The following is a 23,089-nucleotide window of genomic DNA, read 5'->3' as shown; positions in this document are numbered from 1 at the left end:
ACGCTGCGCCGCGCATGAGCTTGCCTTATCGGGCGGCGCAAGGGCGAATCGTGGCCGCGGGAGCGACTAAAGTCGCTGGCGATGTCTTCCGGGATCCTTGACGAGCTGGGCTGGCGCGGGCTGATCGCGCAGTCCACCGACCTCGACGCGCTGGCCGCCGAGGCGCAGCGTGGGCCGATGACGGTGTACGCCGGCTTCGACCCCACGGCCGCCAGCCTGCACGCGGGCCACCTGGTGCCGCTGCTGGCGTTGCGGCGTTTTCAGCGCGCCGGCCACCGTCCGATCGTGCTCGCCGGCGGGGCCACCGGCATGATCGGTGACCCGCGCGACGTCGGGGAGCGCACCCTCAACGAGGCGGACACCGTCGCCGAATGGACCGAGCGCATCCGCGGGCAGCTGGAGCGCTTCGTCGATTTCGACGAGTCGCCGACGGGCGCGGTCGTCGTCGACAACCTGGACTGGACCGCCCCGTTGTCGGCCATCGAGTTCCTGCGCGACCTCGGCAAGCACTTCTCGGTCAACGTCATGCTGGATCGCGACACCGTCCGGCGGCGGCTGGAGGGCGAGGGCATCTCCTACACCGAGTTCAGCTACATGCTCCTGCAGGCCAACGACTACGTCGAATTGCACCGCCGGTACGGCTGCACGCTGCAGATCGGCGGCTCCGACCAGTGGGGCAACATCATCGCCGGGGTCCGGTTGGTCCGCCAGAAGCTGGGCGCGACGGTGCACGCGCTCACCGTCCCGCTGGTGACCGCGGCCGACGGCACCAAGTTCGGCAAGTCGACCGGCGGCGGCAGCCTGTGGCTCGACCCCGCGATGACCACGCCGTACGCCTGGTACCAGTACTTCTTCAACACTGCCGACGCCGACGTGATCCGGTACCTGCGGTGGTTCACCTTCCTGTCGGCCGACGAGCTGGCCGAACTGGAAGAGGCCACCCGAGAGCGCCCGCAACAGCGGGCCGCGCAGCGCCGGCTGGCCCGGGAACTGACCGCGCTGGTGCACGGGGAGGCGGCTACCGAGGCGGTCGAGCACGCCAGCCGGGCGCTGTTCGGGCAGGGCGAGCTGGACCGGCTGGACGAGGCGACGCTGGCGGCGGCGCTGCGCGAGGCCTCGGTCGCCGAGCTCAAGCCCGGCGGCCCGGACGGGATCGTCGATCTGCTGGTGGCCAGCGGTCTGTCCGAGAGCCGCAAGGCCGCGCGCCGCACGATCGGCGAGGGCGGGGTGTCGGTCAACAATGCGCGCATCGACAGCGAGGACTGGTCGCCGCAGCCGTCGGACTTCCTGCACGGCCGGTGGCTGGTGCTGCGCCGCGGCAAGCGCACCGTCGCGGGGATCGAAAAGGTCTGAGGGACGCACCCGCAAAACGCCCGGATGGCCAAATCTTTACCGCACCGTGTTGCGGCTGTGACCCACATTGGCCAGGGTGGTCACGATGACATCCCTCAGGCGTGTGGAGTGGGCCCTGCTGCGTCTCGTGGGAGTGGGCGCCTGCGTTGCGGGCCTGGCCGCCCCGCTGGCCGCGCCCGTGCGCGCCGACATGCGGGGAAACGCCTTCCTGATGGCGCTGTCCAACGCCGGGATCACCTATCCCCACCCGGCCAGCGCCCTGGCGCTGGGCGAGTCGGTGTGCCCGATGCTGGTCATGCCGGGCCAGTCCTTCGACTCGGTGGCCGCCGAGATGTCCAAGCGCAGCGGCCTGGGCTACGAGTCGGCCGGCCTGTTCACCATCGTCGCCGTCGCAAACTACTGCCCGGCCGTGATCGCGCCGCTGCTGCAGAACCGGCTCATGGCGTACTAGCCGGCGGCGCCCCCGTATCCTCGGCTGCGTGGTCGACGACAGGCAGCGGCAGCGGGGTGAACGGCGCCCGCGCGCATCCGGCGCCTGGTCGGGGCCCGGCCGGGCGCGACCGGCCCAGCCGCAGCAGCCCGACGGCCACCGCACGCCGGACGCCGGACCGCCGATACCCCCGGGCGTCGAAGCCCGGCAGCTGGCGCCCGAGATCCGCGGCGAGCTCAGCACACTGGACCGCGCCACGGCGGACGCGGTGGCGCGCCACCTCGTCGCCGCCGGCGAGCTGCTCGACGAGGACCCCGAGGCCGCGCTGAGCCACGCCCGCGCGGCGCGGGCCCGGTCCAGCCGGATCGCCGCGATTCGCGAGGCGGTCGGTATCGCCGCCTACCACTGCGGCGACTGGGCGCAGGCGCTGGCCGAATTGCGCGCCGCCCGCAGGATGGGCAGCAAGTCCAACCTGCTCGCGCTGATCGCGGATTGCGAACGCGGGCTTGGCCGCCCGGAGCGGGCGATCGAACTCGCGCGCGGGCCCGAGGCGGCCCAGCTCGCGGGGGACGACGCCGACGAGCTGCGCATCGTCGCCGCCGGCGCCCGCGCGGACCTCGGGCAGCTCGAGCAGGCGCTGACCGTGTTGTCGACGCCGCAGCTGGACCCCGGCCGCCAGGGCTCGACGGCGGCGCGGCTGTTCTACGCCTACGCCGACACGCTGCTTGCGCTGGGCCGCAATGACGAAGCGCTGCAATGGTTTTTGCGCTCGGCCGCCGCCGACGTCGACGGCGCCACCGATGCCGAAGACCGGGTCAGCGAGCTGGGCTCCGGATGACAAGCGTTGCGCGCCAATATGATTGCCTGCTGCTCGACCTGGACGGAACCCTGTTTCGTGGCCGCCGGCCCACCGAGGGTGCGGTCGAGGCGCTGGCCGAGGTGCAAAGCCGCGCCTTCTTCGTCACCAACAACGCCTCGCGCAGCGCCGCCGAGGTGGCGGCGCACCTGACCGAGCTCGGCTTCACCGCCACCGCCGACGACGTCGCGACCAGCGCCCAGAGCGCAGCCCGCCTGCTGGCCGACCGGTTGCCGGCGGGGTCGCCGGTGCTGATCGTGGGCACGGACGCGCTGGCCGACGAGGTGGCCGCCGTCGGCCTGCGCCCGGTGCGGCGCTATGGCGACGACCCGGTCGCCGTCGTCCAGGGCCTCTCGATGACCATCGGCTGGCCGGACCTCGCCGAGGCCGCGCTGGCCATCCGGTCCGGGGCCCTGTGGGTGGCGGCCAACATCGATCCGACCCTGCCCACCGAGCGGGGCCTGCTGCCCGGGAACGGCTCCTTCGTCGCCGCGTTGCGGGCGGCCACCGGCGCCGAGCCGCAGGTCGCGGGCAAGCCGGCGCCCGGGCTGCTGACCGACGCGGCGGCCCGCGGCGAGTTCCGCGCGCCCCTGGTGGTGGGCGACCGGCTGGACACCGACATCGAGGGCGCCAACGCGGCCGAGCTGCCCAGCCTGATGGTGCTCACCGGCGTCAGCTCGGCGCGGGACGCGGTGTACGCCGAACCGGCGCGCCGGCCGACCTACATCGGCCACGACCTGCGCGCGCTGCACTCCGACGGCGAGCAACTCGCGGTCGGCCCGCAGCCGGGCTGGCGCGTCGACGTCGACGAGGACGCGGTGACCGTCAGCGGCGCCCGGCCCGACGACGGCGACGGGCTCTCGATCGTGCGGGCGGTCGCCAGCGCGGTATGGGATGCGCGGCCGGACGGGCGCCCGGTGGATATCCGGGCCGCCGATGACAACGCCCGCGCCGCGTTGCGGCGCTGGTCGTTGGTGCGCGGCGACTGACGGGTGACTAGCGTAAGAGCGCAATGACTATCGATCCTGAAGAAATCCGCGCCGAAATCGACGCCCTGCTGGCCAGGCTGCCCGAGCCCGGGGCGCCGGACGATCCCGACAACGAGCCGTCGCTGACGGAGCTCGAAGACATCGCCCGCCGCCTCTCCGAGGCGCACGACGTGCTGATGGCCGCGCTGGAGTCGGCGGAGAAGGGCTGAGTGCGCGCATGTCTCGCCGCGCCCGCGTCGACGCCGAACTGGTCCGGCGCGGCCTCGCGCGATCGCGTCAACAGGCCGCGGAGTTGATCGGCGCCGGCCGGGTCAGCATCGACGGGCTGCCGGCGCGCAAGCCGGGCACCGCCGTCGCGGTCACCGCGGCCCTGACCGTCGCCGACGACGGGGAACGGGGCTGGGTGTCGCGCGGCGCGCACAAGCTGATCGGCGCCCTGGACACCTTCGGGATTCCGGTGGCGGGCCGTCGCTGTCTGGACGCCGGCGCGTCCACCGGCGGGTTCACCGAGGTCCTGCTGGACCGCGGGGCCGCGGAGGTCGTCGCCGTCGATGTCGGCTACGGCCAGCTGGCGTGGTCGCTGCGCTGCGACCCGCGGGTCGTCGTCGTCGAGCGGACCAACGCCCGCGACCTGACGCTCGAGGCGATCGGGGGACCCGTCGACCTGATCGTGGCCGACCTGTCGTTCATTTCGCTCGCCACCGTGTTGCCCGCGCTGGCTGGATGTGCTTCGCCCACTGCGGATATCGTTCCCATGGTGAAGCCGCAGTTTGAGGTGGGCCGGGGCCAGGTCGGCGCCGGCGGGGTGGTGCACGACCCCGGCCTGCGCGCCGATGCCGTGCTGGCCGTGGCGCGCCGCGCCGGCGAGCTGGGCTGGCATGCCGCCGGCGTCACCGCCAGCCCGCTGCCCGGCCCGTCGGGCAATGTCGAATATTTCCTCTTGCTTCGCGGGCAGCCGGGATTGGCGGATGACGAGTTGGTGGCGGCGGTGCGCCGCGCGGTAGACGAGGGTCCGCAGTGACGTCGGGGACCGAGCAGCGCACCGTGCTGATGGTGGTGCACACCGGCCGCGAGGAAGCCACCGAGACGGCGGCCCGCGTGCAGAAGGTGTTGGGCGCCAACGACATCGGGCTTCGCGTGTTGTCCGCCGAGGCGGTCGACCGCGGCTCGCTGCATGTGGCCCCCGACGACATCCGGGCGATGGGCGTCGAGATCGAGGTGGTGGACGCGGATCCGCAGGCGGCCGACGGGTGCGAGCTGGTGCTGGTGCTCGGCGGGGACGGCACGTTCCTGCGTGCGGCCGAACTGGCCCGCAACGCCGGGATCCCGGTCCTGGGCGTCAACCTGGGTCGGATCGGCTTCCTGGCCGAGGCCGAGGCGGAGGCCATCGACCGGGTGCTGGACCACGTGGTCGCCAAGGACTACCGGGTCGAGGACCGCCTGACGCTGGACGTGCTGGTGCGCACGGGCGGGCGCGAGATCGCGCACGGCTGGGCGCTCAACGAGGTCAGCCTGGAAAAGGGCCCGCGGCTGGGCGTGCTGGGGGTGGTCGTCGAGATCGACGGGCGGCCGGTCTCGGCGTTCGGGTGCGACGGGGTGCTGGTGTCGACGCCCACCGGGTCCACCGCCTATGCGTTCTCCGCGGGCGGCCCGGTGTTGTGGCCGGACCTCGAGGCAATCCTGGTGGTGCCCAACAACGCTCACGCGCTGTTCGGCCGGCCGATGGTCACCAGCCCCGACGCCACCATCGCCATCGAGATCGAGGCGGACGGTCACGACGCGCTGGTGTTCTGCGACGGCCGCCGCGAGATGCTGATCCCGGCCGGTAGCCGGATCGAGGTAAGGCGTTGCGACACACCGGTGAAATGGGCGCGCCTGGACAGCGCGCCGTTCACCGACCGGTTGGTGCGCAAATTCCGGTTGCCGGTCACCGGGTGGCGTGGGAAGTAGATGCTGACCGAAATCCGGATCGAGTCGCTGGGCGCCATCAGCGCAGCGGTCGGGGAGTTCGACCGCGGCCTGACCGTACTGACCGGCGAAACCGGCACCGGCAAGACGATGGTGGTGACCGGGCTGCACCTGCTCGGCGGCGCCCGCGCCGACGCCACCCGCGTTCGGTCCGGCGCCGACCGTGCGGTCGTCGAAGGCCGTTTCACCACAACCGATCTCGAGGACGCCGCGGTCGCCCTGCTGGACGGGATGCTGGACGCCTCGGGCGCCGAACGCGACGAGGACGGCAGCGTGATCGCGCTGCGCTCGGTCAGCCGCGACGGGCCGTCGCGGGCGTACCTCGGCGGTCGCAGCGTGCCCGCCAAGTCGCTGGGCGACTTCACCGCGGAGCTGCTCACGCTGCACGGGCAGAACGACCAGCTGCGGCTGATGCGGCCCGAGGAGCAACGCGGCGCGCTGGACCGCTTCGCCAAGGCGGCCCCCGCGCTCGAGCGCTACCGCAAACTGCGCGACGCCTGGCTCACCGCGCGGCACGACCTCATCGACCGCCGCAACCGCATGCGCGAGCTGGCGCTGGAATCCGACCGGCTGACATTCGCGCTCAACGAGATTGACACCGTCGACCCGCAACCGGGCGAGGACGACGCCCTGGTCGCCGACATCGTCCGGCTCTCCGAGCTGGACACCCTGCGCGAGGCCGCGGTCACCGCGCACGCGGCACTGAGCGGCGCGGCCGACGACGCCGGCGCCGACGGGCACAGCGCCGCGGACTGCCTGGGGCGCGCCCGGGCCGCCCTCGAGTCGAGCGACGACGCGAAGCTGCGCTCGCTGGCCGGGCAGGTCGGCGAGGCGCTCACCGTCGTCGCCGACGCGGCCGGCGAACTGAGCGCCTACCTGGACGAGCTGCCGGTCGACGCCAGCGCGCTGGAAGCCAAGCTGGCCCGGCAGGCCGAGCTGCGCACGCTGACCCGCAAGTACGCCGCGGACGTCGACGGCGTGTTGCGGTGGGCCCGGGAGTCGCGGGACCGCCTGGCCCAGCTCGACGTCTCCGAGGAGGGCCTGCAGGCTCTCGCGACCCGGGTCGATGAGCTGGCACGCGAATTGGCCGAAGCCGCAATCGATCTCAGCGGCATCCGGCGCAAGGCCGCCAAGCGGCTCGCCAAGGAGGTCACCGCCGAGCTGTCCGGGCTGGCGATGGCCGACGCCCAGTTCGGCATCGACGTGAGCAACGACGTCGCCGCCGACAAGGACGACCCCGCCGCGCTCGCGCTCCCGTCGGGCGACCTGGCCCGCGCGGGCGCCGACGGCGTCGATCAGGTCGAGTTCGGTTTCGCCGCGCACCGCGGGATGGATCAGCTTCCCCTGGCCAAGAGCGCCTCCGGCGGCGAGCTGTCCCGGGTGATGCTGGCGCTGGAGGTGGTGCTGGCCGCCTCGGCCGCGGGAACCACCATGGTGTTCGACGAGGTCGACGCCGGCGTCGGCGGCCGGGCCGCGGTGCAGATCGGGCGGCGCCTGGCGCGGCTGGCGCGCACCCACCAGGTCATCGTGGTCACGCACCTGCCTCAGGTCGCGGCGTACGCCGACGTGCATCTGGTGGTGCATAGCGCCGGGCCCAAGGGGACCAGCGTGGTGCGGCGGGTCACCGGCGACGAGCGGGTCGCCGAACTGGCGCGGATGCTGGCCGGGCTGGGCGAGTCCGACAGCGGCCGGGCGCACGCCCGCGAACTGCTCGATGCGGCTCAGAAGGACGAGATTTAACGCCCAGGAGCCTTCTCCGCCGGCGCGAGCGTGCGTGTTTGCACAGCGACACGCCGCTGAAGCCGTGCAACTGTGCACCCTCGCGCGATCAACCCGTTAGCGGCTTGTGACTAATGGGGCTCTAGTCAACTTCTGGGGCTGATGTTACGGCGCGCCTCCACGCCTCCTCCACGCATCACCGACAGAATCGCCCCCATGAAGATGTCAGGCCTGCTTACCCGTAACACCGCCCGACCCGGCCTCGTCGGCACCGCCCGGGTGGACCGGAACATCGACCGATTGCTGCGCAGGGTGTGCCCCGGCGACATCGTGGTGCTCGACGTCCTGGATCTGGACCGCATCACGGCGGACGCCTTGGTGGAGGCCGATATCGCCGCGGTCGTCAACGCCTCGCCCTCGGTGTCCGGCCGCTACCCGAACATGGGGCCGGAGGTGCTGGTCAACAACGGGGTCACCCTGATCGACGAGACCGGACCCGACATCTTCAAGAAGGTCAAGGACGGCGCCAAGATCCGTCTGCACGAGGGCGGGGTGTACTCGGGCGACCGGCGGCTGGTCCGCGGCACCGAGCGCACCGACCACGACATCGCCGACCTGATGCGGGAGGCCAAGAGCGGGCTGTCCGCGCATCTGGAGGCGTTCGCCGGCAACACGATCGAGTTCATCAAGAGCGAGAGCCCCCTGCTCATCGACGGCATCGGGATCCCCGACATCGACGTCGACCTGCGCCGGCGGCACGTGGTGATCGTCGCCGACGAACCCAGCGCCGAGGAGGACCTGAAGTCCCTCAAGCCGTTCATCAAGGAGTACCAGCCGGTGCTCTTCGGTGTGGGCAGCGGCGCGGATGTGTTGCGCAAGGCCGGGTATCGGCCGCAGGTGATCGTCGGCGACCCCGACCAGATCAGTGCCGACGCCCTCAAGTGCGGCGCGCAGGTGGTGCTGCCCGCCGACGCCGACGGCCACGCGCCCGGCCTGGAGCGCATCCAGGACCTCGGCGTCGGGGCGATGACGTTCCCGGCCGCGGGTTCGGCGATCGACCTGGCCCTGCTGCTGGCCGATCACCACGGGGCCGCGCTGCTGGTGACCGCCGGCCACACCGCCAACATCGAGACCTTCTTCGACCGGACCCGCGCGCACAGCAACCCCTCGACCTTCCTGACCCGGCTTCGGGTGGGGGAGAAGGTGGTGGACGCCAAGGCCGTGGCAACCCTGTACCGCAATCACATCTCGGCGGGCGCCATCGCGCTGCTGGCGCTGACGATGCTGATCGCCGTCATCGTCGCCCTGTGGGTGTCGCGTACCGACGGCGTGGTGGTGCACTGGGTCACCGACTACTGGAACCACTTCTCCCTCTGGGTTGCCCACCTGGTGAGCTAGGGCCGGAAATGATCTCGCTCCGCCAACACGCGTTATCGCTGGCTGCCGTCTTCCTGGCCCTGGCCGTGGGAGTCGTGCTCGGCTCCGGCTTCCTGTCCGACACCCTGCTGTCCAGCCTGCGTGACGAGAAGCGGGATCTGCACACCCAGATCAACGGGCTCAACGACCAGAAGAACGTGCTGAACGAAAAGCTCAGCGCGGCAAACAATTTCGACACCCAGCTGGGCGGCCGGATGGTGCACGACGCGCTCGCCGGCAAGTCGGTCGTGGTGTTCCGCACCCCGGACGCCAACGACGACGACGTCGCCTCGGTCTCGAAGATCATCGGCCAGGCCGGCGGCGCGGTGACCGGAACCGTGTCGTTGACAAGCGAGTTCGTCGAGGCCAATTCGGCGGAGAAGCTGCAGACCGTGGTGAACTCGTCGGTTCTGCCCGCCGGTCAGCAGTTGAGCACCAAGCTCGTCGACCAGGGCTCGCAGGCCGGCGACCTGATGGGTATCGCGCTGCTGATCAACACCAATCCGGCGGTCCCGCCCGTCGACGAACCGCAGCGCGACACCGTGCTGGCGGCGTTGCGGGAAACGGGATTCATCACCTATCAGCCCAGCGACCACCTGGGCGCGGCGAACGCCGCGCTGATCGTCACCGGCGGCTCGCTGCCCCAGGACGCCGGCAACCGGGGCGTCAGCGTCGCCCGGTTCGCCGCCGCGATGGCGCCGCACGGCTCGGGCACCCTGCTGGCCGGCCGGGACGGCTCGGCGACCGGCGGGGCCGCCGTCGCCGTGACGCGCGCCGACGCTCCGATGAATTCCGCGGTCAGCACCGTCGACGACGTCGACACCGCGCCCGGCCGGATCACCGCCGTGCTGGGCCTGCACGACCTGATCAACGGCGGGCACCCGGGCCAGTACGGCACCGGTCACGGCGCCACGTCGATCACGGTGCCCCAGTAGCGGGCGTGTTCGCCGCGACACGTCGGTCGTGGATGTTAGGGTGGGTTTCCGTGGGTCGGCAGGCCCAACTAGTTATTCGCTAGCAAAATTCGACGCCCTGCCCGTCTTCACGGAGGTCGCCTGTGCGAAAGCACCCGCAATCCGCAACCAAGCACCTCTTCGTCAGCGGGGGCGTGGCGTCCTCGTTGGGTAAGGGTCTCACCGCCAGCAGCCTCGGTCAGTTACTGACGGCCCGCGGGTTGTACGTGACGATGCAAAAGCTCGACCCATACCTCAACGTCGATCCGGGCACGATGAACCCGTTCCAGCACGGCGAGGTGTTCGTCACCGAGGACGGCGCCGAAACCGATCTCGATGTCGGCCACTACGAGCGGTTCCTGGATCGCGACCTGTCCGGATCGGCGAATGTCACGACGGGACAAGTGTATTCGACCGTCATCGCCAAGGAACGGCGCGGCGAATACCTGGGCGACACCGTGCAGGTGATCCCGCACATCACCGACGAGATCAAGAGCCGGATCCTGGCGATGGCACAGCCCGACGCCGAGGGCAACCGCCCCGACGTGGTCATCACCGAAATCGGCGGCACCGTGGGCGATATCGAGTCGCAGCCGTTCCTGGAGGCGGCGCGCCAGGTACGTCACGACCTGGGCCGGGAGAACGTCTTCTTCCTGCACGTGTCGCTGGTGCCCTACCTGGCGCCCTCGGGCGAGCTCAAGACCAAGCCCACCCAGCACTCGGTGGCGGCGCTGCGCAGCATCGGTATCACCCCGGACGCGCTGATTCTGCGCTGCGACCGCGACGTCCCCGAAGCGCTGAAGAACAAGATCGCGTTGATGTGTGACGTCGACATCGACGGCGTCATCTCCACGCCCGACGCGCCGTCGATCTATGACATCCCGAAGCGACTGCACCGCGAGGAGCTCGACGCGTACGTGGTGCGCCGGCTCAACCTGCCGTTCCGCGACGTCGACTGGACCGAGTGGGACGACCTGCTGCGCCGGGTGCACGAGCCGCACGAGACCGTGCGAATCGCGTTGGTGGGCAAGTACGTTGAGCTCTCAGACGCCTACCTGTCGGTCACCGAGGCGCTGCGCGCCGGCGGCTTCAAGCACCACGCCAAGGTGGAGATGCAATGGGTGGCCTCCGACGGGTGCGAGACCGCGGCGGGCGCGGCGGCGGCGCTGGGTGACGTGCACGGCATCCTGATCCCGGGCGGCTTCGGCATCCGCGGGATCGAGGGCAAGATCGGCGCCATCCGGTACGCCCGGTCGCGCGGGCTGCCGGTCCTGGGCCTGTGCCTGGGGCTGCAGTGCATCGTGATCGAGGCGGCGCGCTCGGCGGGGCTGGACGGGGCCAATTCGGCCGAATTCGACCCCGCCACACCGGATCCCGTCATCTCCACGATGGCCGACCAGGTCGACGCGGTGGCGGGCCAGGCCGATCTGGGCGGCACCATGCGCCTGGGCGCGTATCCCGCGGTGCTGCAGCCGGATTCAATCGTGGCCCAGGCGTACGGGACGACGCAGGTCTCCGAGCGGCACCGGCACCGCTATGAGGTCAACAACGCCTACCGGGACAAGATCGCCGAGAGCGGCCTGCGGTTCTCCGGGACCTCGCCCGACGGGCATCTGGTGGAATTCGTCGAATACCCGCCCGAGGTGCACCCGTTCGTCGTCGGGACCCAGGCTCACCCCGAACTCAAGAGCCGGCCCACCCGCCCGCATCCGTTGTTCGTCGCGTTCGTCGGGGCGGCCCTGGACTACCAGTCGGGCGAGCTGCTGCCGGTGGAGATCCCCGAGCACGCCTCCAACGGCAACCAGCAGCAGCGGGACAGCGTCGGCCAGTCGCTACCTGAGCCCGCCACCCGTGGCTGAGCACGAATTCGAGACGGCGTCATCCGAAACGCTGTACACGGGCAAGATTTTCGCGTTGCGCAGCGACGAGGTGCGAATGCCGGGCGGCACCACCGCCGTTCGTGAAGTCGTCGAACACTACGGGGCGGTTGCCGTCGTTGCGCTGAACTCCGACAACGAGATCGCGATGGTCTACCAATACCGCCACGCGTTCGGCCGCCGGTTGTGGGAGCTTCCGGCCGGGCTGCTCGACGTGGCGGGGGAACCGCCACAGCGGACGGCGGCCCGGGAGCTCCAAGAGGAAGCGGGATTGAAGGCCGACGACTGGCTGGTGCTCGTCGACCTCGATTCCACTCCCGGATTCAGCGACGAATCGGTGCGGGTGTACCTGGCCACCGGCCTGACCGAGGTGGAGCGCCCGCAGGCGCATCACGAGGAAGCCGACATGACGATGCGCTGGTATCCGCTCGAGGAGGCCACCGAGATGGTGCTTCGCGGCGAGATCGTCAACGCCATTGCGGTGGCGGGCATTCTGGCTGCCCAGGTCGTCACTACCCGACTCATGCCGACCCGCCCCGCGGACAGCCCCTGGCCCGACAAGCCGACGGCGTTCGCCGCGCGAAAGGCCGCGCGATGACGACGGCGGCCCTGGACACCCAGCTGCAGGGCTACCTCGACCACCTCACGATCGAGCGGGGCGTCGCCGCGAACACGCTCAGTTCCTATCGGCGGGACCTGCGCCGCTACACGAAGCACCTGTCGGACCGGGGAATCCACGACCTGGCCAAGGTGGGCGAGGACGACGTGAGCGAGTTCCTGGTGGCGCTGCGGCGCGGCGATCCCGACTCGGGGACGGCGGCGCTGTCCGCGGTGTCGGCGGCGCGGGCCCTGATCGCAGTGCGCGGCCTGCACCGGTTCGCCGCCGCCGAGGGGCTCGCCGAACTCGACGTGGCGCGCGCGGTCCGCCCGCCGACCCCGGGCCGGCGGCTCCCCAAGAGCCTGACCATCGACCAGGTGCTGGCGCTGCTGGAGGGCGCAGGCGGCGACGGCGCGTCCGACGGCCCGCTCACGCTGCGCAACCGGGCGCTGCTGGAACTCCTGTACTCCACCGGGGCGCGGATCTCCGAGGCCGTCGGCCTCGACGTCGACGACGTCGACACCAAGGCCCGGTCGGTGTTGCTGCGCGGCAAGGGCGGCAAGCAGCGGCTGGTGCCGATCGGGCGCCCCGCCGTGCAGGCCCTCGATGCCTATCTGGTGCGCGGGCGCCCCGACCTGGCCCGCCGCGGCCGCGGGACACCGGCCATCTTTCTCAACGTGCGCGGCGGGCGGCTGTCGCGGCAAAGCGCGTGGCAGGTGCTGCAGGACGCCGCCGAACGCGCCGGCATCACGTCCGGCGTCTCACCGCACATGCTGCGGCATTCGTTCGCGACCCACCTGCTCGAGGGCGGCGCCGACGTGCGCGTGGTGCAGGAGTTGCTGGGGCACGCCTCGGTGACGACGACGCAGATCTACACGATGGTCACCGTGCACGCGCTGCGCGAGGTGTGGGCGGGCGCCCACCCGCGCGCGCAGTAGTTGGCGCGAGCAGACACAAAATCGCGTGCTTTCGACCCGGAATGGGCGATTTTGCGTCTGCTCGGCGGGAGAATTCAGCCCAGGTACTCGGATTCCAGCACCAGATCGGAGACCAGCGACTGGTATTCCAGGTGCGCCTTGTGCTCGACGGTGTTCCACTGCTTGCCCTGCTGCTGGCGCATGTACTCGCGATACTTCGGCGCGCCCGGCACCCGGACGTTGTCGGCGACCACGATCGCGCCCGGGCGCAGCCAACCGCGGGCCATGATGCTGCGCAGGTCGTCGAGATAGGCGTCCTTGTCGTGGTCCAGGAACGTGAAGTCGAGGCCGCCGGGCGCGAAGCCGTGCTCGTCGGCCAGCGCGTCCAGGGTGCGCCCGCCGTCGCCGATGGTGCCCACGACGCACGTCACCCGCTCGGCGACGCCGGCGTGGGCCCAGATCCGCCGCGCGTTGGCGGCGTTGGCCTCGGCGAGTTCGACGGAGTACACGTGCGCGCTCGGGGCGGCCCTGGCGATGCGCAATGCGCCGTATCCGACGTAGGTGCCCAACTCCAGCGCCACCGCCGGGTCGGAGCGGCGGACGGCCGCGTCGAGAATTTGCCCCTTTTCGTCGCCGACGTTGATCAGCATCGACTTCTCGTAGGCGAACTTGTCGATGGTGGCCAGCACGTCGTCGATGTCGCCGGCCCTGGCGTTGCGCAGGACGTAGTCCACGGCCGCGGCCTCGCGGCCGTCGCCGATCTGACCCGTCGTGGTGATGTTGCGCGCCCCGGTCGCCATCCGCCAGACCGACCATCGCAGCAGGGGAATCCGTCGCTTGAGGTCCATGCCGCCACAGTAGTGCGGGCGGCGAGATTGCCACCAAGGTCGTCGGGGCGCCGGAATCGCAACCACCACGGCAATCTCGGCGCGCACCGGCGCCGCTCGACCCGTTCCAGTGATGCTGGTGTGACTGCTGTTGCAGATGACCGCCGTTACGCCCGCTACCTGCGCAAATCCGGCGAAATTGGCTGCTGAATTGCCTGCGGGTCGCCCGGCTTCCGCGCGCGAACCCGTTAGACTTTCGGTCGATGTTCACCTCCCGAACACCCCCGCCATGATGACTGAGCAGCCGGACAGCGGCGTCGAGCTCGGTCTGACCGGGCGGCCGCCGCGGGCGATCCCGGAACCGCAGCCGCGCACCTCGCACGGCCCGGCGAAGGTCGTCGCGATGTGCAACCAGAAGGGCGGCGTCGGGAAGACCACGTCGACGATCAACCTGGGCGCCGCGCTCGCCGAATATGGCCGGCGGGTGCTGCTGGTGGACATGGACCCGCAGGGTGCGCTGTCCGCGGGCCTGGGCGTCCCGCACTACGAGCTGGAGAAGACGATTCACAACGTGCTCGTCGAGCCGCGGGTGTCGATCGACGACGTGTTGCTGCAGACCCGGGTCAAGCACATGGACCTGGTGCCCAGCAACATCGACCTGTCGGCCGCCGAGATCCAGCTGGTCAACGAGGTCGGCCGCGAGCAGACCCTGGGGCGGGCGCTGCACCCGGTGCTGGACCGCTACGACTACGTCCTGATCGACTGCCAGCCGTCGCTGGGCTTGCTCACCGTGAACGGGCTGGCGTGCGCGGACGGCGTCGTGATTCCCACCGAGTGCGAGTTCTTCTCGCTGCGCGGGCTGGCGCTGCTGACCGACACCGTCGACAAGGTGCGCGACCGGCTCAACCCGAAGCTGGAGATCAGCGGGATCCTGCTCACCCGGTACGACCCGCGCACCGTCAACTCGCGCGAGGTGATGGCGCGGGTGGTGGAGCGCTTCGGCGACCTGGTGTTCGACACCGTCATCACCCGCACGGTCCGATTCCCGGAGACCAGCGTGGCCGGCGAGCCGATCACCACCTGGGCTCCGCGGTCCACGGGCGCCATCGCCTACCGCGCCTTGGCCCGCGAGTTCATCGACCGATTCGGCGCGTGACGGCCAGCGCGAACGGTGAGGCGCCACCCAACAACGGCTTTCAAGTCCGCCTGACCAATTTCGAGGGGCCGTTCGATCTGCTCTTGCAGCTGATCTTCGCCCACCGCCTCGACGTCACCGAGGTGGCGCTGCACCAGGTGACCGACGACTTCATCGCCTACACCCGTGAGATCGGCTCCCAGCTGGACCTCGAGGAGACCACCGCGTTCCTGGTGGTCGCCGCGACCCTGCTCGACCTAAAGGCCGCCCGGCTGTTGCCGGCCGGGCAGGTCGACGACCAGGAGGATCTGGCGCTGCTGGAGGTGCGCGACCTGCTGTTCGCCCGGCTGCTGCAGTACCGCGCGTTCAAGCACGTCGCCGAGATGTTCGCCGAGCTGGAGGCCACCGCGCTGCGCAGCTACCCGCGCGCCGTGTCGCTGGAGGACCGGTTCACCGAACTGCTGCCCGAGGTGATGCTGGGCGTTGACGCCGAACGCTTCGCGCAGATCGCCGCGATCGCGTTCAGCCCGCGCCCCGTGCCGACGGTGTCCATCGGGCACCTGCACGAGGTGGCGGTGTCGGTGCCCGAGCAGGCCAAGAAGCTGCTGGCTTTCCTGCAGTCGCGCGGCACCGGCCAATGGGCGACGTTCTCCGAGCTGGTCGCCGACTGCGAGGCGCCGATGGAGGTCGTCGGGCGCTTCCTGGCGCTGCTCGAGCTGTATCGGAGCCGGGCGGTAGCATTCGACCAGTCGGAGCCGCTGGGCGTGCTCCAGATTTCATGGACCGGGGAACGTCCGGCCAGCGAAGCCTTGGTAGAAGTGCGGGACGAATGATGAGCGAATCTGAGCCCGACGTCGACTTGGACGTCGGTATCCCGGACATCGCCGAAGCCGCGCCGATGGAGCCCGAGGAACTCGCTTCCGTGCTGGAGGCGCTGCTGCTGGTGGTCGACACCCCGGTCACCGCCGAGGCGCTCGGCGCGGCCACGCAGCAACCCGTATACCGGGTCGCCGCCCGGCTGCAGCAGATGGCCGAGGAACTCACCGAACGGGACAGCGGCATCGACCTGCGGCAGAACAGCGAGGGCTGGCGGATGTACACCCGCGCCCGGTACGCGCCGTACGTGGAGAAGCTGCTGCTGGACGGCGCGCGGTCCAAGCTCACCCGGGCCGCGCTGGAGACCCTGGCCGTGGTGGCCTACCGGCAGCCGGTGACCCGCGCGCGGGTCAGCGCGGTCCGCGGCGTCAACGTGGACGCCGTCATGCGCACGCTGCTGGCGCGCGGCCTGATCACCGAGGCCGGGGTCGACGACGACACCGGCGCGGTCACGTTCGCCACCACCGACCTGTTCCTGGAGCGGTTGGGCCTGACGTCGCTCGCCGACCTGCCCGACATCGCTCCGCTGCTGCCGGACGTCGACACGATCGAGGACCTGAGCGAATCCCTGGACAGCGAGCCACGTTTCATCAAACTCGCCGGCGGTCAGGCGCCCGACCAGGCGCTGACGTTCGACGTGGACCAGGATTGATGGTCGAGACCGAAGGGATCCGCCTGCAGAAGGTGTTGTCCCAGGCCGGAATTGCGTCGCGGCGGGCCGCCGAGAAGATGATCATCGACGGCCGCGTCGAGGTCGATGGGCGGGTGGTGACCGAACTCGGCACCCGGGTGGACCCGGACGCCTCGGTGATCAAGGTCGACGGCGCCAGGGTCGTCCTCGACGAGTCGCTGGTCTATTTCGCGCTGAACAAGCCGCGGGGCATGCACTCCACCATGTCGGACGACCGCGGCCGCCCGTGCATCGGCGACCTGGTGGAACGCCGGGTGCGCGGCAACAAGAACCTCTTCCACGTCGGCCGGCTGGACGCCGACACCGAGGGGCTGATCCTGCTGACCAACGACGGCGAGCTGGCGCACCGGTTGATGCACCCCTCGCACGAGGTGCCCAAGACGTACCTGGCGACCGTGACCGGGACGGTGCCGCGCGGCGTGGGCAAGACACTGAAGGCGGGAATCGAATTGGATGACGGCCCCGCGCGCGTCGACGATTTCGCGGTGATGGACGCCATTCCGGGCAAGACGCTGGTGCGGGTGGTGTTGCACGAGGGCCGCAACCGCATCGTGCGCCGGCTGCTGGGCGCCGCCGGGTTCCCGGTGGAGGCGCTGGTGCGCACCGACATCGGGCCGTTGTCGTTGGGCAAGCAACGCCCCGGCAGCATCCGGGCCTTGAGCCATGGCGAGATCGGCCAGCTGTACAAGGCGGTCGGGTTGTGAGCTCAGATGTGGTGGTGGCCATCGACGGGCCCGCGGGAACCGGAAAGTCTTCGGTGTCAAAGCAATTAGCGCGCGCGTTGCGGGCCCGCTACCTGGACACCGGCGGGATGTACCGGATGGTGACCCTCGCGGTGCTGCGTGCCGGTATCGATCCCGCCGACGCCGACGCGGTGGCGCGGGTCGCGGAAACCGTGCGGATGTCGGTGGACTACCAGCCCGATGGTGATGTGTTTTTTCTTGGGGGAGAGGATGTCTCGGCCGAGATCCGCGGTGACCGGGTCACCGGTGCGGTGTCGGCGGTGTCGTCGGTCCCCGCCGTGCGGACCCGGCTGGTGGCGTTGCAGCGTGAAATGGCCGGCGGCCCCGGCTGCGTCGTGGTCGAGGGCCGCGACATCGGGACCGTCGTCCTGCCCGACGCGCCGGTGAAGATCTTCCTGACCGCGTCGGCCGAAACCCGCGCGCGGCGGCGCAACGACCAGAACGTCGCGGCCGGGTTGGCCGACGACTACGACGCGGTGCTCGCCGATGTGCGCCGCCGCGACCATCTGGATTCCACCCGCGCGGTGTCGCCGCTGCGCGCCGCCCCGGATGCCGTGGTCGTCGACACCAGCGAGATGACCGAGGCGCAGGTGATCGATCACCTGCTGGAGCTGGTCAAGCAGCGAAGCGGGGCGGTCCGATGACCCAGGACGGCACCTGGACCGACGAAAGCGATTGGGAGTCGGTCGAATCCGAGCTCGAGGAGCAGGCCGAGGCGGGCCCCGCCCCCGTCGTGGCGGTGGTCGGACGGCCCAACGTCGGCAAGTCGACCCTGGTGAACCGGATCCTGGGCCGGCGCGAGGCGGTGGTGCAGGACATCCCGGGCGTGACCCGCGACCGGGTGTCCTACGACGCGCTGTGGACCGGCCGCCGGTTCGTCGTGCAGGACACCGGCGGCTGGGAGCCCGATGCCAAGGGCCTGCAGCAGCTGGTGGCCGAGCAGGCGTCGGTGGCGATGCGCACCGCCGACGCGGTGATCCTGGTGGTCGACGCGACCGTCGGCGCAACGGCGGCCGACGAGGCGGCCGCCCGGATCCTGTTGCGCTCGGGCAAGCCAGTCTTTTTGGCCGCCAACAAGGTTGACAGCGAAAAGGGTGAGGCGGACGCGGCGGCGCTGTGGTCGCTGGGGCTCGGCGAGCCGCACGCCATCAGCGCGATCCACGGCCGCGGGGTCGCCGACCTGCTCGACGAGGTGCTGGCCGCACTGCCGGAGGTGTCCGAGGCGGCGCCCGCGCCGGGCGGCCCGCGCCGGGTGGCGCTGGTCGGCAAGCCCAATGTGGGCAAGAGCTCGCTGCTGAACAAGCTGGCGGGCGATCAGCGGTCGGTGGTGCACGATGTCGCGGGGACCACGGTCGACCCGGTGGACTCGCTGATCGAATTGGGCGGCAAGGTATGGCGGTTCGTCGACACCGCGGGCCTGCGGCGCAAGGTGGGCCAGGCCAGCGGTCACGAGTTCTACGCCTCGGTGCGCACCCACTCGGCCATCGACTCGGCCGAGGTGGTGGTCGTGCTGATCGACGCCTCGGAGCCGCTGACCGAACAGGACCAGCGGGTGCTGTCCATGGTGATCGAGGCCGGCCGTGCGTTGGTGCTGGCGTTCAACAAGTGGGACCTGGTGGACGAGGACCGGCGCGAGCTATTGGAGCGTGAGATCGACCGCGAGCTGGTGCAGCTGCGGTGGGCGCAACGGGTCAACATCTCGGCCCGGACGGGCCGCGCGGTGCAGAAGCTGGTGCCCGCGATGGAGACGGCGTTGGCCTCGTGGGACATGCGCATCCCGACGGGCCCGCTGAATTCGTGGCTCAAGGAGGTGGTGGCGGCGACGCCGCCGCCGGTGCGCGGGGGCAAGCAGCCGCGCATCCTGTTCGCCACCCAGGCCACCGCCCGCCCGCCGACGTTCGTGCTGTTCACCACCGGCTTCCTGGAGGCCGGGTACCGGCGCTTCCTGGAGCGGCGGCTGCGCGAGACGTTCGGGTTCGAGGGCTCGCCCATCCGGATCAACGTGCGGGTGCGCGAAAAGCGGGGGACCAAGCGGCGCTGAGCGGGTCTCTCCCGGGCCAATCGGCGATTCGCGAAAGTGATAGCGCCCGCATATCACTCTACGCAAAATCCCGCGATACGGAATCTGAAAGCTACATCACAGGAGAAGTCCGTTGACTTCGACCCTGGATGCTGCCTACGTTTCTTGTCTAACGGGCGATTCAACCCGTATCGCGGGAATTGGAGGCATGGTGAACATCGCACAGGAAGCGCCCACCGCCGCGCGCTTCAGCGTCGAGGACAAGTCGCTTTTGATCACCGGCGCCACCGGCGCTTTGGGCAGCGTCGCGGCCCGGGCGCTCTCCGAAGCCGGCGCCCGGCTGACGCTGGCCGGTGGCAACGCCGCGGGCCTCGACGCACTCGGCATCGACGACGCCGCGGTGGTCGCGCGCCGGCCCGACACCCCGGCCGACGCCCGGGCCATGGTGGAGGCGGCGGTCGCCCGGCACGGGCGCCTCGACGGGGTGCTCGTCGCCTCGGGCATGAACCACGTCGCCCCCATCACCGAGATGGCGGTCGAGGACTTCGACAAGGTGATGGACGCCAACGCGCGCGGCGCCTGGCTGGTCTGCCAGGCGGCCGGACGGGTCCTGCTCGACCAGGGGAGCGGCGGCAGCGTCGTGCTCGTCTCGTCGGTGCGCGGATCCCTGGGGCACGCCGCGGGCTACAGCGCCTACTGCCCGTCGAAGGGCGCCACCGACCTGCTGGCCAAGAGTTTGGCCGCCGAGTGGGGTCCGGCCGGCATCCGGGTGAACGCGCTCGCCCCAACGGTTTTCCGCTCGGAGCTCACGGAGTGGATGTACGCCGACGACGAGAAGGGCCGCGCGACCCGCGAGGCGATGTTCGCGCGAATCCCGTTGCGCCGCTTCGCCGAACCGGAGGACTTCGTCGGGGCACTGATCTATCTGCTGAGCGACGCGTCCAGTTTCTACACCGGCCAGGTGATGTACCTGGACGGCGGATACACGGCGTGCTGAAAGGAACCGACATGAGCATCACGTGGCCGCTCGGCGAGGCCGAATCGAAGCTGGAGTTCTACGACCTGTCCCACCCGTGGGGTCACGGCGTGCCGGCCTGGCCGTACTTCGAGGACGTCAAGATCGATCGTCTGCACAACATGGCCAAAAGCCGGGTGCTGACCCAAAAGATCACCACCGTAATGCATTCCGGCACCCACATCGATGCGCCCGCGCACGTCGTGGAGGGCACGCCCTTCCTGCACGAGATCCCGCTGAGCGCCTTCTTCGGCACCGGGGTCGTGGTGTCGATTCCCAAGGAGAAGTGGGGCGTGGTGACCGCCGACGACCTGGAGAGAGCCACGCCCGAAATCCGGCCCGGCGACATCGTCGTCGTCAACACCGGCTGGCATCACAAGTATGCCGACAGCGCGGAGTACTACGCCGACTCCCCGGGTTTCTACAAGGAGGCCGGCGAGTGGTTCGCTGCCAAGGGCGTCAAGGCCGTCGGCACCGACACCCAGGCGCTCGACCACCCGATGGCGACCTCGATCGCGCCACACGGACCCGCCGAACACACCGGCGGGCTATTGCCCTGGGCGGTAAGGGAATACGAGGAGCAAACCGGCCGCCGGGTGCTCGACGACTTCCCGGAATGGGAGCCGTGCCACCGCGCGATCCTGTCGAAGGGCATCTACGGCTTCGAGAACGTCGGCGGCGACCTGGACCAGGTCACCGGCAAGCGCGTCACCTTCGCGGCGTTCCCGTGGCGCTGGGTCGGCGGCGACGGCTGCATCGTGCGGCTGGTGGCGATCGTCGACCCCACCGGCAGCTACCGCATCGAGACGGGCCGGGCGGCGTGAGTTCCGACGGGGCCGGGATTCAGGTCATCGCCCGCGCGGCGGAGATGCTGCGGCTGCTGCAGGCGCACCCGGGTGGGCTCAGCCAGGCCGAGATCGGCGACCGGCTGGGCATGGCGCGTTCCACGGTCAGCCGGATCCTCAACGCGCTCGACGACGAGGGCCTGGTCGCCGCGCGCGGGGGCCGCGGCGGGTATCGGCTGGGGCCGGAGATCGCGCGGATGGCCGGCACCGTGCGCCTGGGCGTCGTAATGGACGTACACCCGTTCATGGAGGAGCTGTCGCGCGAGCTTGGGGAGACCGTCGACCTGTCGATCCTCGACGGGGACCGCGCGACCTTTGTGGACCAGGTGGTCTCGCCCCACCGATTGCGGGCGATCAGCGCGGTGGGTGAGTCGTTTCCGTTGCACTGCTGCGCCAACGGCAAGGCCATGCTGGCCGGCCTGCCGCCCGAGCACCTGCCGAGCCGACTGGCCCGGCTGACCCCTAACACCATCAGCGGCCCCGCGGCGCTGCGCAAGGAGCTCGAGCGGGTGCGGACCGAGGGCGTCGCGTACGACCGCGAGGAGCAGACCGAGGGCGTCTGCGCGGTGGGCGCGCTGCTCAAGGGCGCGACGGCGGACACGGTCGCGGTCAGTGTGCCCGTGCCGGCGCAGCGCTTCTACGGCCGCGAAGCCGAGCTCGCCGCGGCCCTGTTGGCCTGGGTCGAGAGGGTGGACGCCGCGCTGGGGAAGGTCGATTAGGAAGGTGGCCGGTCGGCTGCGGTAGGCTTTCGACCTGCTGCCGGTGATCCGGCGGCTCCGGGCTGTGGCGCAGTTTGGTAGCGCACTTGACTGGGGGTCAAGTGGTCGCAGGTTCAAATCCTGTCAGCCCGACTTCAGGAATACTTTGCCCGAAGCGTGGCTAGCAGAAACGTATGGCTGCATGCCCGGCGGCAAGATCACCCACCGTACCGGCCCACGCGAGTTTCAGACCCGGTGTGCCTAGCCATGAGACAGCAGATCAGGCGGCGGTGGACTGCATCCGGCGTTTTTGCTTAAGCATGGCTTTTGCGACGAGCATCGACAACGCGGGCGAGAACCGCTCCAGGTACCAGAATGCCTTCCACCACGTCGGCAACACAATGATCGCGTCCCCCCGCAACACGGCACGAAGGGCGCGCTCGGCGAACCGTTCGGGTTTTGAAGTTTCTAGAAAGCGTTGTATTGGTCCCGGTGCCATCCCCCGATGTCTGTCCGTTAGCACCATCGGAGTCGAGACCATGCCAGGACAAAGCACCGATACCTGCACGCCGTGGCGCTCGGCCTCGATGCGCAACGACTTGGAGATCCCGACAATGGCGTGCTTGGTGGCGGCGTAGCTGGCCGGCACTGCGCCGGTGGCGAGACCGGCGATCGAGGCTGTGTTCACGATGTGGCCGGAGTGCTGCCCGATCATGATCGGATAGACCGCCTGGATGCCGTGCACCACGCCGCGCAGGTTCACATCGAACACGTCGTTCCAGTCATCGAGCGTGTACGAGTCGACCTCACGGTCAACCAAAATGCCTGCGTTGTTAAACAGGTAGTCGATCCGCCCGGACTGCCCTACCGCCTCGGCGACGGCACGCTCAAACGATGGGTAGCAGCGCACATCCAGCTCAATCGCGTGCGCCTTTGTGCCACCCCCGCTGAGGCGTTGCGCCAGATCCTGCGCGGGGCCGATCTGACGATCGGCGATCCAGACCTCGGCGCCCCCATCGACCAAGTTGGTCGCCAACGCGGCGCCAATGCCGGACGCCCCGCCGGTAACGAATGCAACCTTGCCCGACACGGTCGATGCCATTGGCGAAAGATGATCGCTCGCCCTTGCAGGGTAATTGCCAGCCTGTCGGTCAGATAGTGGC

Annotated in this window: 24 protein-coding genes and 1 tRNA gene; 23 read left to right on the top strand and 2 right to left on the bottom strand. The window is 70.3% G+C overall.

The features are described 5' to 3' along the window. Positions 1-81: 81 nt before the first annotated feature. The 13 genes from tyrS (at position 82) to xerD (ending at position 13,097) form a co-directional block, all read left to right on the top strand. A complete protein-coding gene (gene tyrS, locus A9X05_RS23135; protein WP_067750360.1) occupies positions 82-1,353 on the top strand; it encodes a tyrosine--tRNA ligase in 1,272 nt (423 codons plus the stop codon). Between the two features lie 76 nt (positions 1,354-1,429). After that, positions 1,430-1,804, top strand: coding sequence for a DUF732 domain-containing protein (locus A9X05_RS23130; protein WP_304442282.1), 375 nt, complete (start codon positions 1,430-1,432; stop codon positions 1,802-1,804). Positions 1,805-1,832: 28 nt separating this feature from the next. Further along, complete coding sequence (locus A9X05_RS23125; protein ID WP_082950208.1) at positions 1,833-2,621, top strand: tetratricopeptide repeat protein; 789 nt, start codon at positions 1,833-1,835, stop codon at positions 2,619-2,621. After that, positions 2,618-3,628 carry an HAD-IIA family hydrolase gene (locus tag A9X05_RS23120; RefSeq protein ID WP_067784251.1) on the top strand — a complete coding sequence of 337 codons (1,011 nt, stop codon included), beginning with the start codon at positions 2,618-2,620 and terminating at the stop codon, positions 3,626-3,628. Before A9X05_RS23125 ends, A9X05_RS23120 begins: the two co-directional genes overlap by 4 nt. A gap of 23 nt (positions 3,629-3,651) precedes the next feature. Continuing rightward, positions 3,652-3,837 carry a hypothetical protein gene (locus A9X05_RS23115; protein WP_067750365.1) on the top strand — a complete coding sequence of 62 codons (186 nt, stop codon included), beginning with the start codon at positions 3,652-3,654 and terminating at the stop codon, positions 3,835-3,837. A gap of 8 nt (positions 3,838-3,845) precedes the next feature. Next, a complete protein-coding gene (locus A9X05_RS23110) occupies positions 3,846-4,649 on the top strand; it encodes a TlyA family RNA methyltransferase (RefSeq protein WP_067784249.1) in 804 nt (267 codons plus the stop codon). Beyond that, complete coding sequence (locus tag A9X05_RS23105) at positions 4,646-5,578, top strand: NAD kinase (protein WP_082950209.1); 933 nt, start codon at positions 4,646-4,648, stop codon at positions 5,576-5,578. The genes A9X05_RS23110 and A9X05_RS23105 overlap by 4 nt, the downstream gene beginning before the upstream one ends. After that, positions 5,579-7,336 (top strand): DNA repair protein RecN, encoded by a 1,758-nt coding sequence (gene recN, locus A9X05_RS23100; RefSeq protein WP_067784247.1) that lies wholly within the window; start codon positions 5,579-5,581, stop codon positions 7,334-7,336. A gap of 195 nt (positions 7,337-7,531) precedes the next feature. Continuing rightward, positions 7,532-8,713, top strand: coding sequence for a putative cytokinetic ring protein SteA (gene steA, locus A9X05_RS23095; protein WP_067784245.1), 1,182 nt, complete (start codon positions 7,532-7,534; stop codon positions 8,711-8,713). An 8-nt stretch (positions 8,714-8,721) separates the two neighbouring features. Next, positions 8,722-9,666 (top strand): copper transporter, encoded by a 945-nt coding sequence (locus A9X05_RS23090; protein ID WP_067784243.1) that lies wholly within the window; start codon positions 8,722-8,724, stop codon positions 9,664-9,666. Positions 9,667-9,788: 122 nt separating this feature from the next. Beyond that, a complete protein-coding gene (locus A9X05_RS23085) occupies positions 9,789-11,543 on the top strand; it encodes a CTP synthase (protein ID WP_067750373.1) in 1,755 nt (584 codons plus the stop codon). After that, positions 11,536-12,159 (top strand): NUDIX hydrolase, encoded by a 624-nt coding sequence (locus tag A9X05_RS23080; protein ID WP_067784241.1) that lies wholly within the window; start codon positions 11,536-11,538, stop codon positions 12,157-12,159. The genes A9X05_RS23085 and A9X05_RS23080 overlap by 8 nt, the downstream gene beginning before the upstream one ends. Next, positions 12,156-13,097 (top strand): site-specific tyrosine recombinase XerD, encoded by a 942-nt coding sequence (gene xerD, locus A9X05_RS23075; protein ID WP_067750376.1) that lies wholly within the window; start codon positions 12,156-12,158, stop codon positions 13,095-13,097. The genes A9X05_RS23080 and xerD overlap by 4 nt, the downstream gene beginning before the upstream one ends. A gap of 74 nt (positions 13,098-13,171) precedes the next feature. Here xerD and A9X05_RS23070 read toward each other — a convergent pair whose 3' ends face one another. After that, the gene (locus A9X05_RS23070; protein WP_067750378.1) at positions 13,172-13,924 is read right to left on the bottom strand and encodes an O-methyltransferase; all 753 of its coding nucleotides are present in this window, start codon (positions 13,922-13,924) and stop codon (positions 13,172-13,174) included. A gap of 271 nt (positions 13,925-14,195) precedes the next feature. Between A9X05_RS23070 and A9X05_RS23065 the strand changes: the two genes are divergently transcribed. From A9X05_RS23065 to A9X05_RS23020, 10 genes are all read left to right on the top strand, one after another. Beyond that, positions 14,196-15,059 (top strand): ParA family protein, encoded by an 864-nt coding sequence (locus A9X05_RS23065; protein ID WP_067281774.1) that lies wholly within the window; start codon positions 14,196-14,198, stop codon positions 15,057-15,059. Continuing rightward, entirely contained in the window at positions 15,056-15,871 is an 816-nt protein-coding gene (locus A9X05_RS23060; RefSeq protein WP_067750380.1) for a segregation/condensation protein A, read from the top strand. The genes A9X05_RS23065 and A9X05_RS23060 overlap by 4 nt, the downstream gene beginning before the upstream one ends. Further along, a complete protein-coding gene (scpB, locus tag A9X05_RS23055) occupies positions 15,871-16,566 on the top strand; it encodes an SMC-Scp complex subunit ScpB (protein ID WP_067750381.1) in 696 nt (231 codons plus the stop codon). The genes A9X05_RS23060 and scpB overlap by 1 nt, the downstream gene beginning before the upstream one ends. Continuing rightward, on the top strand, positions 16,566-17,309 hold the full coding sequence (locus A9X05_RS23050) for a pseudouridine synthase (RefSeq protein WP_067750383.1): 744 nt from the start codon (positions 16,566-16,568) through the stop codon (positions 17,307-17,309). The genes scpB and A9X05_RS23050 overlap by 1 nt, the downstream gene beginning before the upstream one ends. Then, positions 17,306-17,992, top strand: coding sequence for a (d)CMP kinase (gene cmk / locus A9X05_RS23045; RefSeq protein ID WP_067784239.1), 687 nt, complete (start codon positions 17,306-17,308; stop codon positions 17,990-17,992). The genes A9X05_RS23050 and cmk overlap by 4 nt, the downstream gene beginning before the upstream one ends. Then, complete coding sequence (der, locus tag A9X05_RS23040; RefSeq protein WP_067750385.1) at positions 17,989-19,389, top strand: ribosome biogenesis GTPase Der; 1,401 nt, start codon at positions 17,989-17,991, stop codon at positions 19,387-19,389. The genes cmk and der overlap by 4 nt, the downstream gene beginning before the upstream one ends. 187 nt (positions 19,390-19,576) lie before the next feature. Next, positions 19,577-20,365 carry an SDR family NAD(P)-dependent oxidoreductase gene (locus A9X05_RS23035; RefSeq protein WP_067784237.1) on the top strand — a complete coding sequence of 263 codons (789 nt, stop codon included), beginning with the start codon at positions 19,577-19,579 and terminating at the stop codon, positions 20,363-20,365. Positions 20,366-20,376: 11 nt separating this feature from the next. After that, complete coding sequence (locus A9X05_RS23030; protein ID WP_067750428.1) at positions 20,377-21,207, top strand: cyclase family protein; 831 nt, start codon at positions 20,377-20,379, stop codon at positions 21,205-21,207. Beyond that, a complete protein-coding gene (locus A9X05_RS23025; protein ID WP_067750389.1) occupies positions 21,204-21,947 on the top strand; it encodes an IclR family transcriptional regulator in 744 nt (247 codons plus the stop codon). Before A9X05_RS23030 ends, A9X05_RS23025 begins: the two co-directional genes overlap by 4 nt. A 58-nt stretch (positions 21,948-22,005) precedes the next feature. Beyond that, a tRNA-Pro gene (locus A9X05_RS23020) sits at positions 22,006-22,079 on the top strand. Positions 22,080-22,206: 127 nt separating this feature from the next. Here A9X05_RS23020 and A9X05_RS23015 read toward each other — a convergent pair. Further along, a complete protein-coding gene (locus A9X05_RS23015) occupies positions 22,207-23,028 on the bottom strand; it encodes an SDR family oxidoreductase (RefSeq protein WP_067750391.1) in 822 nt (273 codons plus the stop codon). Positions 23,029-23,089 lie beyond the last annotated feature (61 nt).

Origin of the sequence: Mycobacterium sp. E3298, from assembly GCF_001666895.1 — a bacterium.
Lineage (GTDB): Bacteria > Actinomycetota > Actinomycetes > Mycobacteriales > Mycobacteriaceae > Mycobacterium.
This window is presented reverse-complemented; position numbering and strand designations above follow the sequence as displayed.